The following is an 11240-nucleotide window of genomic DNA, read 5'->3' as shown; positions in this document are numbered from 1 at the left end:
ACGGGGCGGGGTTCGTCAAGTGTTCGCCGGCGCCTGATTTCAAAAACAAAACCTGCTTTCGAACACAAAAACGAAGCATCCCGTTTTTTGCGTGCGTGCTGCAAAGGGTATAATCATATCGTCCCCGGGATTTGAACCCGGCGAAAACAAAAAATCAAAGAAATTGCTGGCTGTGATTATTTTGTCGAATTGGATCCCCTCTGCGCCTGCTTTATTCTTCGTAACCCGACTAACCAATCGCGGTGCCTTTGCTGCTCGTGGGCAGCTTTGTGATAGGTATCCTCCATGTCTCGGGTGTGCTGAATTCGATAACTGGGCCGCTTGCGCCCTTCACTACTGGCCTGCTCGGTCTCCCCGCCGTTGCCATCATTCCCTTGATCTACGGCTTCATCCGCAAAGAAGGAGCACTCGTGCTGCTCGTGTCCCTCGCTGGTCCGGCAGGTCTTGCTAGCTTGATGAACGCACTCCAGTTTTCGTGTTTGCGCTGGTGGTGGCGATCTACGTGCCCTGCATAGCCATGGTCGCTGTTTTGGCGGGAGAGCTGGGATAGAAGGATGCGATCGCGATACCCGCCGGAACTTTCCTATTAGCAGTAGCGGTCGGTAGCATAATTTATCACCTGAACCCGTTTGGCTTGTAGAAAAACTGGCCCAAACAATAGGAAATCTTTTACGTGCAAATGAACAAAAATTATACAGATTTACATGCGTCGAAGATGGTGTTGGCGACGGCTTGGGCCTGGGAGGCCAATGAAACCTAGGTTCGTCCGCGTGATGTTGGAAGTAGCAGGGTTTGCACCCATTGGCCCGGATAATCTGCCAGTATCAGGAGGCGAGCCCATCTACATGACATACGATGAGCTCGAGGCATTCTGTCTCATCTATCACGAAGGGCTGAACCAGGAGGAGGCTGCCAAACGAATGAAAGTCTCGCGGGGGACGGTGTGGCGCTGCTTGGAAAGTGCTAGGAAAAAGGTTGCCTGTATGCTCGTCGAACGCCGTCCACTCGTGATCACGCCTGCACCTCCCCCGCCTTCAGAGGAGAGGGGTATTTGAGCCAAGTCGATGGGATGCGGCTCACGGTCTTGGTCGATGATTTCAAAAACCAGCTCCAGTCAGAACTCGCCGCCAAGCACGGGCTATCATTTTTCATCGAGCTGAAAGCTGGAGGACATACGACCAACTTGCTGATGGATACCGGGCCATCTGCGGATATCGTCATGCAAAATGCCCAGAAACTAGGCATCGAGTTGAGAAAGGTAGATTCGATTGTGCTGAGCCATGGGCACTACGACCACACCGGCGGACTCTTGGGCATCCTGAAACACATCGGCCGGAAAGTGCCGGTGATAGCTCATCCGGGAGCGCTCGAGCCAAAATTCGTGATGAAGAAGAAACGTCTCAAAAAAGCTGGCATCCCCTTTCAGGCCTCAGAGCTGAAGAAATCGGGCGGCATCTTAATCCTGAAACGAGGACAAACATCCATAATGCCTGGAGTTTTGGTAAGCGGAGAGATTAAAAGGACCAGCCAATTGGAAAGGGTCAAAGGATTCAAGACCACAAAAGGGGGCAAGCTAGTCGATGATCACATGATAGATGATCAGGCACTTTTCGTGACAGTCAGGAGTAAAGGATCGGTGATAATCACGGGTTGCGCTCACGCAGGTTTGATTAACACCATCAAGCAGGCTCAGAAGGCGACAGGTTCGAAGAGAGTGCATGCTGTGATTGGGGGTTTTCACTTGGCGAACGCGAGCGCTAAAAGGATAGGAGCAACCGTCGGGGAACTCCAAAGGGCTGGTGTGAAAGCCATCATGCCGTGTCATTGTACCGGAGAGAAAGCAATTGCAAAGTTTATCGAAGTCTTCGGGGAGAAGTGCAGGCAGCTTAGAACCGGTGATGTTGTCTCATTGTAAAAACCATCGAAAAGCTTAAATATAATTATGTGCAATAACACAAAACAGAGGTGGTAAAATATGTGGTGGCCAGGTTTCGGTTGGGGAATAGGTCGAGGTGGTCGCGGCTGGTTTGGGCCTTGGCCTGGTAGGGGTCCTTTCAGCTATTTACCGCCTTGGCAGAGGCCGGGATGGTTGTACGGTTTCGGCAGAGGTTGGTGGTGGAACCCTTGGGTCTGTGCTAGATTCCCATGGCTTCCGAGGTGGTGGTGGGCTTATCCAGGCACCTACGGATACCCCTACGCGACCTATCCGCAGTACCCCTACCCGGGATATTGACAAACAAAATGAAAGGAGGTTAGAAAAAATGTGGTGGCCTAGAGGTTGGAGATGCTGGTGGTGGTACATAAATCCATACGTGATGTATCCACCCTATCCGCCATACGCGCAAGCGCCGCAGCGACCCTCGCAACCTGCACAACAACCCCCAGCGGCACCTTACTACCCACTTCCGCCGTTCGTGCCTTCTCCACCGACGCCGGAGCAGGAGATCGAAGCTCTGGAGGCATACAAGGCAGAGCTCGAGGAGGAACTCAAAGGCGTCGAGGCTAGGATAAGTGAACTTAAGGGAGCACTGACCAAGAAAGAGTAAAGCGTGAACAACGCCATTACAAAATCAAGGATGTAGAATCGCCATGAAAATAGCCATACCATCAAACACGCCTGGCGGACTCGATGCGACAATCTCCCCTCACCTCGGCCGTTGCGACGTATTCACCGTAGTGGAGCTCAAGAATAGTAAAATAGTCGGCGTGAGCATCATCGACAACCGGGGAACTCATTTTGGTTACGATAAAACTCCAGCTGAGATCTTGGCATCCAGCGGCGTGGACGCAGTAGTGACACGGGGAATGGGGCCCAAGGCGATGCAACTTCTTGCGCAGAGCGGTATCGGTGTTTACATGACCTCGGCTGAAACAGTCAAAGAAGCCGTGAATGAACTGGTTGAAGACAAGGCCAAGCTGGCTTCACTGGAGGACGCCTGCAAAGAATCCAAGGAAGGAGCTGAATCATCTCCGACTCCCGTTATGTTCCCTTTTGGTCCCGGGATGGGAATGGGCCGAGGAATGGGTATGGGACGTGGAATGTGGGGATGGATGGGAGGGGGAATGGGCCCTTACCCGCCGATGGTTCCATCAACGCAATATCCTCCGCAACAAACGCCGAAGCCTTCTCCTCCACCGACAGGCCGCTTTAAGGTAGGTGTTGCAAGCCAAGGACCGGGAGGGCTCGACGACATGGTGTCGCCCATGTTTGGCAGATGTCCGAACTTCACTATCGTGGAAATCGATGGTAAAGATATCAAAAGTGTGAAGATCCTACCTAACCAATTTATCTCTTCGCCAAGCGGAGTTGGGATAGCCGTGGTTCAGATGCTCGCCGCCGAAGGCGTGGGGCATATCTTGGCCGGGAGATTTGGCCCTAACGTGTCTGCTGTTGCTGGCCAATTCGGAATTCAAATGGTGATGGTTCCACCCGGCGTGAAAATTAAAGACGCCATAAACCAGTACATCATCGGCTCACGCTAGGGTGTAGCTGTTGAAGGAAATTGTGGTCGCTTCCGGGAAAGGTGGTACTGGCAAGACCACGGTTGCGGCTTCCCTCGCCGTTTTTCTGGCTAAAAGGGGGGTAAAAGTTTTCGTGGCAGATGCGGACGTGGATGCCCCTGACCTATTACTGGCGCTCGGCGGCGGAAAGAATATTTTTTCTATGAATGTCAGAGCTTCGGAGAAGGCCAGAGTTGATGTAGACAAATGCGTTTCCTGCGGCAAGTGCGTCGAAGTTTGCCCCTTCGGAGCGATGGCAATGCCAGACGGCGGACGGGCAATAGTGGTGGAACTTATGTGTGAGGGATGTGGTGTTTGCAAGCTCGTGTGTCCCACCAATGCGATCGAGGTAAACGAGGCAGACACAGGCACGCTCAGCATTGAAGAGACTAAATATGGGTTCGGATGCGCAACCGGGAAGTTAAAACTTGGTGAACACAACTCCGGACACCTCGTGGCGAGCATAAGGAATATCGCGCGAAGGAAAGCGCAGGACGAAGGGAGCGATGTGCTTATAGTTGACGCTGCACCTGGCATAGGTTGTCCGGTCATAGCCTCCATCACGGGCGCGGACTATGTCATCGCTGTGACAGAACCTACACCTGCCGCGAAAAGGAACCTTGAGCGCTTGTCCCGAGTCATAAAGCACTTCGATGTCCCCGCTGGTGTGGTGATAAACAAGAGCGGTTATTCAAAGGATTTCGAAATCGTCCTCAAAGATTGGGTTGTGCGTGAACTCGGGTTTCAGTTTTTAGGTGAAATTCCCATCGACTACGAAGTCGCCAAAGCACTTGTACAAATGAAGCCAATCATAGAGTTTAATCCTGATACAAAAGCCTCGAAAGCTCTGGCTGCGATAGGAAATAAAGTGGGGGAAATTTTGTGGTGACTCTCAGGAAGAAAAACGTGGACGTGCCGATTGTGGCTGTTACTGGAGGGAAGGGGGGGACAGGCAAAACCATGGTCGCCGTGAACTTGGCTGTGGGCCTTAACATGGAGGGCTTAAAGGTCATGTTGGTCGATGCTGATGTCGATGGACCGTGCTGCGCAGCGTTGTTGGGGATGAAACTCGATGCCGGCAACGAGGTAAGGACCTTTAGACCGGTAATCGAAGAAACGAAATGTGTTGGATGTATGAAATGCGTGGACGCTTGCCATGAACATGCGTTAATCAGTCTCCAAGGAGAAACTCCGATATTTTTTGAGGAACTCTGTTCGGGATGCGGAGCATGCAAGTTGGTTTGTGGATATGGGGCCATAGGGGACGGATGGAAAACGATCGGAACTACTTACACCGCAGACGCCGACGGACTCAAGCTCGTGGTGGGCGAGCTGAAGCCGACGGAGCCAAGATCCCCTTTGATGGCGCGCGCGACGGTGCTCCGTGCCATCAGCGAGTTGCGGAATGGAGGATACGATGTGGCAGTAATCGACACCGCCCCAGGGGTTCACAACACCGTGGCTCAGCCCTTATGGGTTTCCGACCTTGCCCTAGCCGTGACCGAACCCACGCCCTTGGGCACGCACGATTTGAAATTTATCTTAGCCCTCGCCCGAGAGCTGGAATTACCTGTGGAAGTGGTTTTGAACAAGGCCGATGTTCCAGGTGGGCTAAAGGACGAACTCCTAAATATATGTCATGAACGAGGGATCAAGTTAACCGCTGAAATCCCCTTGGATGAGGAACTCTTGCGTTCCTACATCGCGGGCGAGCCTCTGATGAAGAAAGCTCCGAACAGCCCAGCCGGAAAAGCGTTGATGTCCTTAATTTTAACCATTCGAGACAGACTGAAAGGGGGTGAAATCTGATGGCGCAACCACCTGCTATGGTGCCGACCAAAAGGTTCAGGTGCTTCGCCTGCGGAAACATTATAGAAGTTCCCCAAGGGGTGCCCAAGCCACCGGCATGTCCCAAGTGTGGTGCTCCGGCAGCGATGATTCATCGCATCGACAAGGGGCCGCCTGGCGGGAGACGTGGCGCCGGAGGGCCGCCTTGGGCCCAGCAAGGCTAAGTTAATCCGAATCCTGATAGCAGTTGGGAAAAGCTGAAACGGAGGAGATAAAAATGGCGATAATGGAGATAAGTGTCATCCCCCTGGGAGCAAAAACACCTTCGGTTAGCAAACACGTTGCGGATGCTCTTGAGATATTGAACAAAGAGAAGGACATTAAATATGAGCTAACCTCAATGGGGACAATCGTGGAGGGAGATCTGAAGAATCTCTTAGATCTGGCTAAGAAGATGCACGAAGCTGTTTTTGATAAAGAAATCCTGAGGGTAGTCACCATCATTAAAATTGACGACCGACGCGACAAGCCGCTGAGCATGGAAGGCAAAATAAAATCTATACAAGATAAGTTATGAAGTCGCAGATAGCCTGGAAAACAAGAATGAAGATTTAATTTAACTACATTCCGTGTTTTATGAGACAAGTTTAAAAACAAAGCATGATGAAGCAAAGAGTTAAATTGGATGAATGATGAGAAAGGGAGATACGATGAAGAGGGATACAGATGTCTTAATCATAGGTGGAGGACCGGCGGGAATTGTTTGCGCCCTTACCGCTCGCTGGAATTATCCCGAAAAGAAAATCTTGCTGATGAGGGATGTGGAGAGAGGTGTTATTCCGTGTGGCATACCTTACATGATCGCGAGCTTGGAAAAACCCGAGCAAAACGCTATGAGCTACATGTCCTTGGAAAAACAGAACATCGAACTCGTGGTGGATCGTGCGGTCAAGATTGACCGCCGGAACAGGATAGTCCACACCGAGAGTGGCAATGATTATCGCTATGAAAAATTGGTCTTGGCTCTCGGTTCCAATCCCATCCTTCCGCCGATTCCAGGTATTGATAAGAAGGGAGTGTATTCAATAAGAAAAGACCTGAACTATCTCAAGGATATGGTAGAATATGCGAGGGGATGTAAAAGGGTTCTAGTTCTGGGTGGGGGCTTTATCGGGGTAGAACTTGCAGACGAGCTCTCTAAGGTTAAAGGTCCCGAAGTCATCGTAGTGGAGATGCTCCCCCATCTTTTGGCCAATTCCTTTGACCCTGAATTTTCCGAGCTGGTTGAGGAGAAATTGTCGTCTCAAGGGGTAAAAATTTTGACCGGGACCAGAGCGGAAGAAGTGATGGGCGATGAAAGGGTCAGGAAGGTACGCCTTTCAACTGGGGAAGAAATCGATGTCGATTGCGTTATCTTAGGAGTCGGGGCTAGTCCTAATACTAAGTTGGCCCTAGATGCGGGTCTTGAGCTTGGGAAAGGAAAGGGCATCTGGGTTGATGAATACATGAGAACTATAGACCCAGATATTTTCGCTATCGGAGACTGTGCGGGCAAGAGGGACTTTTTTACCCGGAAGGACGCCCCTGTCCTGCTTGCTTCCATCGCCACCGCAGAAGCCCGAATTGCTGGAGCGAATCTATATAAATTGAAGGTGTTGCGCGAGAGCAAGGGGACTATTGGGATCTTCTCCACTTATGTTGGCGGGCTCGTGTTGGGTTCTGCCGGATTGACGGAGAACACGGCAAAGCGAGAGGGATTTGATGTAGTATCAGGTAAGGCCGAGGCCGTGGACAAACATCCTTCCGTACTGCCTGGAGCGCATAAGGTGTTGGTTAAGCTGGTCTTCTCAAAGGAGGGTCAAGCTTTGCTGGGGGGACAAGTGGCTGGAGGGATGTCCTGCGGGGAGTTAATTAACGCGATCGGAATCGCGATACAAAGGAGATTCACTATAACAGAACTGGAAACTTTTCAGATGGCCACCCATCCCTATCTCACGCCTCCTCCCACCATGTATCCCTTGGTTTTAGCAGCGCAGAATGCGGCAAGAAGTCGATAGGGTATCGTGTATCCTATATCTTTCCTTCAAGCCAGCCGATTCTAACGTTATCTCTTTGGTCAAACTTCGGGACATAGGGTTTGATATCCAAGAGGGGGGTGCCATCGAGCATGTCGACGCCCCTTACCTTTAAGACATTTCTTTTGCGCTCCAACAACTCGACGATGGTGAGCCCAATTGGGTTTGGCCTGTTTGGGGATCTCGTGGCAAAAAGCCCGCGTGGAGTGTCGTCTAGGTAAGGTTTTACCAAAAGCCCCTGCGACTCCAAGTAATGCTCCTTTTTTACCGAGCGCTTTACGGACTTGTGGAACTCGTACAAAATTATGAGGTGGGAGAACCCTTCAATGTCCTTCAGCCCCTCCTCGTACTCCTTGGAAACTTCAATCTCATCCACATCTTTCGATTTGCACGATTGGTATGGCACGTCCCCGTCCTTTTTGTATGGGGTGTAGATTATCCATATCGGTTTCAATTTTGTCATTTTATCCAAGCCCCACCAAGTATAAACTAAACACAATTCCCAAATAAATATGAAACGAGGATAAACATGAGAAATCTTAAGGCAAAGGTGTTTAACAGGAAAGCTTCTGATCCGAGAAATAAACCTGATCAGATATTAGAAGCCTTAGAATTGCGGCAAGGACAAAATGTTGCGGATGTTGGGGCTGGAGGCGGCTATTTTTGCCTACGGTTCGCAGAAGCCGTTGGAAGAAAAGGGAGGGCGTACGCGGTCGATACAAATCCAAGATTTCTGAAATTTATCAAGAACAGTGCTAAGGAACAGGGGCTCAATAATGTTGAAACAATCCTTGTTGCTGGAGAAGACTTGGCTTTGCCCGAAAGAAGTTTAGATTTAGTCTTTATGCGCAATGTGTGCCACCATTTAACAAATCGAGTGGAATATTTTAAAAAATTGAGACGCTTCTTAAAACCAAAAGGAAGAGTTGCCATCGTAGAGTACAAGCGTGCCAAACCTTTCACCTTCCACGGGATGTTTGGACATTATGTTCCTCGAGAAACTATTATAGAAGAGATGAAAGAGGCCGGGTATCGAGTGAAGCAAGAGTTTGATTTCCTGCCAGAGCAATCTTTCACTATCTTCTCAAAATAAAAATATCTGGTGAGAGCTAAGCCCTTGTTCCCTTGACCACGTACAGGGCTGCCAGATGCTTATCGCGAGTGTCGAAAATCTCTTGACCTCGTATCCCCAGAAAATATTCGCCAGCGGCGGTAAAGGATCTAGAGATGTGTTGCTCTATCTCCTTTGGGTTGGTGCACTTTATTTTCCTGAAATATGAGTCCGGTTTACCTATATGAGACTTGAAGTACTCCGATTCAGGATTTAACATCATAGCAACAAATTTGCCCCCCGGCTCCAGGACTCTAGCCACCTCGTCCACGGCTTTTTTGTAGTTGTCCAAGAATTCCAAGGTCGTCACCGTGAAGGCACCGTCAAAAGTCCCGTTGAGAAAATTAAGATGTTCCGCATTCCCGAGCACGAATCTTTTATCGCTCTTCCTTCTCGCTTCTTCTAATGCCTCCTTCGAGTTGTCGAGGCCAACGATGTTCAGCTCGGATAGTATTTCTTCAAAACAGCCAATTCCGCATCCGATATCGAGGATCTTTTTTCGCCCCTTCAACTCGCCCTTTAGGTACTCGGCTTCTTTAGCTAGAATTTTCTTGCCGAAGTCGCTGCTGTAAAATCGCACAAATTTTTCTACATCGCCTGCCGTCATCATTCCACTCCCGCCGCTTCACCCTCACCAACGATAATTATATTTGTGCAATCGCAAATAAAGCAGTTTGTAATGGGTGGAACGGATGGAAGAACGAGCGAAAGAAATGCAGGAGCAGGAGAGACGCATCAAAATACGGATGGCCAAAATCAAGCATAAACTGGCAATCTTGAGTGGGAAGGGTGGAGTCGGCAAGAGCACCATTGCCGCTAACCTAGCTATCGCACTGGCACGAAAGGGCTACAAGGTAGGAGTTTTGGACGTTGATATCCACGGCCCGAGCATTCCCAAAATACTTGGCATAAGGGGTCGGGAGCTAGCTACTGGACCACCGGGAATTTTTCCGGCAAAAGGTCCACTCGACATAAGAGTTGTCTCCATGGATTTCTTACTCCCGGACGATGAGACCCCGGTCATCTGGCGCGGCCCCATGAAGATGGGCGCAATCAGGCAGTTTTTAGCTGACGTGGCTTGGGGTAATTTAGATTTTTTGCTTATAGATTTGCCTCCGGGTACCGGAGACGAGCCCCTTAGTATTATGCAGTTAATATCCGATATCGATGGCATCTTGATGATAACTGCTCCTTCTGAAGTTTCCCAAATAGTCGTCAAGCGAGCCATCGGGTTTACGAGGGAATTACGTGTGCCATTAGTGGGAGTAATCGAAAATATGAGCGGGTTCGTCTGTCCAAAATGTGGTGCGGAATTTGACATTTTGGGGATCGGCGGTGGGCAGAAGATATCGGAGGAACTCGGCGTACCATTTTTAGGGAAGATTCCAATTGATCAGAGGATATGTGAGGACTCGGACAGAGGAACGCCTTTCATCATCGAGCATGCCGAAACTCCGGCGGCCAAAGCCTTCATGCAGGTGGTTGACAAAGTGGAGGGGTATTTGAAACAGCGGGGGACGCAAGCTTGATTGTTGACGAGTTATTGAATCTGGTCGGAGAGCGGAGAAGGCGGTTAGAAGACTTGACGCTCTCGAGAGTATGCGTGAGCCTCTGCTATACCGCAGTGATGCTCGATAACAGTTACGTCGGTCTCTGTCACACGCCGATCGAGGACATTGGGCATTCCCACTGGGGTCGCAGGCGGGACTTTCACGGCTTCAAGGCTTTAGAGATCGCTCGGTTGGCGAACTCGTTCGACATGATCGAGAGGACCGTTGGCATCGCGACGTTGAATGCCCTCTCACAACACCTGATGGACTCCGAAGGTTACGAGCGGCAGTTTGGAATGGACGCCTTTGATGCGATGGATGTGAGGAGGGAAGACAGCGTCGCAGTGGTTGGGTACATAAGGCCCCTAGTCGGGAAGCTGAGGGAGAATGCCCGGGAGGTTCACGTTTTTGAACGCAACCCCTGGTTGAGAGGGGATGCCCTGCCAGATACCTTTGTCGACTCGATATTACCAAAAGCGGATGTCGTGGTTATAAGCGGGTCGAGCTTGATCAACGGAACCATCGATAGATTGCTCGAGCTATCGAAAAACGCGAAGTTTGTGGCACTCGCGGGCCCCACCGCGAGCACGCTTCCCGAGCCGTTTTTCGAGCGAGGTGTTAAAGTGATGGCCGGGATTCGCGCGAAGGGCCCAGCTGTGTTAAACGCGGTGGCGGAAGCAAAACCGTTCGTTGCATTCAAGGAGCTCGTGGAAAAGTACATCATGAAAAAAGATTAGAGGTACTATAACACGAAAACCGCTGCGCAGAGGACCGTTGACCACATCCCCTCCTTAACTAAGGCGGTCTGAGTTATGTTCGTGGTCTTCACGATTTTTTTAGAAATCTTCCATATCTTTTTTCTTTCGTCCCAGCTTTTGTTCGGGTCGAAAGGTAAACCCAACGCGCTCGCGAGCATGGAGGCTGCCACGTCTTCCGCGTAATCGCCAGCCTCTTCCGCCGTTTGCCCGTAGGCATCGTGCTCGCTGATGTACCCGCAAGTGTTCTCATCCGCTGGGAGGGCACAACCTATGCTCGCGGATATCAGCCTCCTCCGCTCGTCGCTGTTGCATCTCGCGAAAACACCGAAAACGATTTGTCCATCGTGCAGGTGTTTCAGACCCTCTTCCCGCAGTATCAATTTGCATTTGGGGGGATTATGCTTGAGACAGACACTAAGTTGAACTTCGCTATCCCCGCATTTTCTAAGGCCTGTTC

General features: G+C 50.5%; 15 protein-coding genes and 1 pseudogene. 13 read left to right on the top strand and 3 right to left on the bottom strand.

Going from position 1 to position 11240, the window contains the following annotated elements:
- Window positions 1-242: 242 nt before the first annotated feature.
- The 10 genes from ACP5PX_RS06615 to ACP5PX_RS06570 all read left to right on the top strand — a co-directional run bounded on the left by ACP5PX_RS06615 (window position 243) and on the right by ACP5PX_RS06570 (window position 7346).
- On the top strand, window positions 243-515 hold the full coding sequence (locus ACP5PX_RS06615) for a hypothetical protein (protein WP_428085183.1): 273 nt from the start codon (window positions 243-245) through the stop codon (window positions 513-515).
- A gap of 234 nt (window positions 516-749) precedes the next feature.
- The gene (locus ACP5PX_RS06610; protein WP_428085182.1) at window positions 750-1055 is read left to right on the top strand and encodes a DUF134 domain-containing protein; all 306 of its coding nucleotides are present in this window, start codon (window positions 750-752) and stop codon (window positions 1053-1055) included.
- Complete coding sequence (locus tag ACP5PX_RS06605; RefSeq protein ID WP_428085181.1) at window positions 1052-1915, top strand: MBL fold metallo-hydrolase; 864 nt, start codon at window positions 1052-1054, stop codon at window positions 1913-1915. The genes ACP5PX_RS06610 and ACP5PX_RS06605 overlap by 4 nt, the downstream gene beginning before the upstream one ends.
- Before the next feature lie 499 nt (window positions 1916-2414).
- Window positions 2415-2546, top strand: a complete 132-nt coding sequence (locus ACP5PX_RS06600) for a DUF5320 domain-containing protein (RefSeq protein ID WP_428085180.1) — start codon at window positions 2415-2417, stop codon at window positions 2544-2546.
- Window positions 2547-2589: 43 nt separating this feature from the next.
- Complete coding sequence (locus ACP5PX_RS06595) at window positions 2590-3483, top strand: NifB/NifX family molybdenum-iron cluster-binding protein (protein WP_428085179.1); 894 nt, start codon at window positions 2590-2592, stop codon at window positions 3481-3483.
- A 10-nt stretch (window positions 3484-3493) separates the two neighbouring features.
- Window positions 3494-4390: a P-loop NTPase gene (locus ACP5PX_RS06590; RefSeq protein WP_428085178.1), complete on the top strand. Its 897-nt coding sequence runs from the start codon at window positions 3494-3496 to the stop codon at window positions 4388-4390.
- Window positions 4384-5310, top strand: a complete 927-nt coding sequence (locus ACP5PX_RS06585; protein WP_428085177.1) for a P-loop NTPase — start codon at window positions 4384-4386, stop codon at window positions 5308-5310. Before ACP5PX_RS06590 ends, ACP5PX_RS06585 begins: the two co-directional genes overlap by 7 nt.
- The gene (locus tag ACP5PX_RS06580; protein ID WP_428085176.1) at window positions 5310-5513 is read left to right on the top strand and encodes a hypothetical protein; all 204 of its coding nucleotides are present in this window, start codon (window positions 5310-5312) and stop codon (window positions 5511-5513) included. The genes ACP5PX_RS06585 and ACP5PX_RS06580 overlap by 1 nt, the downstream gene beginning before the upstream one ends.
- 23 nt (window positions 5514-5536) lie before the next feature.
- A complete protein-coding gene (locus tag ACP5PX_RS06575; RefSeq protein ID WP_428085175.1) occupies window positions 5537-5866 on the top strand; it encodes an MTH1187 family thiamine-binding protein in 330 nt (109 codons plus the stop codon).
- Window positions 5867-5978: 112 nt separating this feature from the next.
- On the top strand, window positions 5979-7346 hold the full coding sequence (locus ACP5PX_RS06570) for an FAD-dependent oxidoreductase (protein WP_428085174.1): 1368 nt from the start codon (window positions 5979-5981) through the stop codon (window positions 7344-7346).
- Window positions 7347-7359: 13 nt separating this feature from the next.
- On the opposite strand, the gene tsaA is transcribed toward ACP5PX_RS06570, so the two are convergent.
- A complete protein-coding gene (gene tsaA, locus ACP5PX_RS06565; RefSeq protein WP_428085184.1) occupies window positions 7360-7827 on the bottom strand; it encodes a tRNA (N6-threonylcarbamoyladenosine(37)-N6)-methyltransferase TrmO in 468 nt (155 codons plus the stop codon).
- Window positions 7828-7893: 66 nt separating this feature from the next.
- Here tsaA and ACP5PX_RS06560 point away from each other — a divergent pair, with 66 nt between their 5' ends.
- Window positions 7894-8457 carry a class I SAM-dependent methyltransferase gene (locus tag ACP5PX_RS06560; RefSeq protein ID WP_428085173.1) on the top strand — a complete coding sequence of 188 codons (564 nt, stop codon included), beginning with the start codon at window positions 7894-7896 and terminating at the stop codon, window positions 8455-8457.
- Between the two features lie 16 nt (window positions 8458-8473).
- On the opposite strand, the gene ACP5PX_RS06555 is transcribed toward ACP5PX_RS06560, so the two are convergent.
- A complete protein-coding gene (locus ACP5PX_RS06555; RefSeq protein ID WP_428085172.1) occupies window positions 8474-9085 on the bottom strand; it encodes a class I SAM-dependent methyltransferase in 612 nt (203 codons plus the stop codon).
- Between the two features lie 82 nt (window positions 9086-9167).
- Between ACP5PX_RS06555 and ACP5PX_RS06550 the strand changes: the two genes are divergently transcribed.
- The gene (locus tag ACP5PX_RS06550) at window positions 9168-10004 is read left to right on the top strand and encodes an Mrp/NBP35 family ATP-binding protein (RefSeq protein WP_428085171.1); all 837 of its coding nucleotides are present in this window, start codon (window positions 9168-9170) and stop codon (window positions 10002-10004) included.
- Window positions 10001-10762, top strand: coding sequence for a Rossmann-like domain-containing protein (locus ACP5PX_RS06545; protein WP_428085170.1), 762 nt, complete (start codon window positions 10001-10003; stop codon window positions 10760-10762). Before ACP5PX_RS06550 ends, ACP5PX_RS06545 begins: the two co-directional genes overlap by 4 nt.
- A gap of 5 nt (window positions 10763-10767) precedes the next feature.
- Here ACP5PX_RS06545 and ACP5PX_RS06540 read toward each other — a convergent pair.
- Window positions 10768-11240 (bottom strand): annotated as a pseudogene (locus ACP5PX_RS06540) (pyruvoyl-dependent arginine decarboxylase); the annotation flags it as partial.

This window comes from Hadarchaeum sp. (SeqCode) (assembly GCF_049969415.1).
Taxonomy (GTDB): Archaea; Hadarchaeota; Hadarchaeia; order Hadarchaeales; family Hadarchaeaceae; genus Hadarchaeum.
The sequence above is the reverse complement of the archived record's forward strand: the minus strand, read 5'-3'. Positions and strand labels throughout refer to the sequence as shown.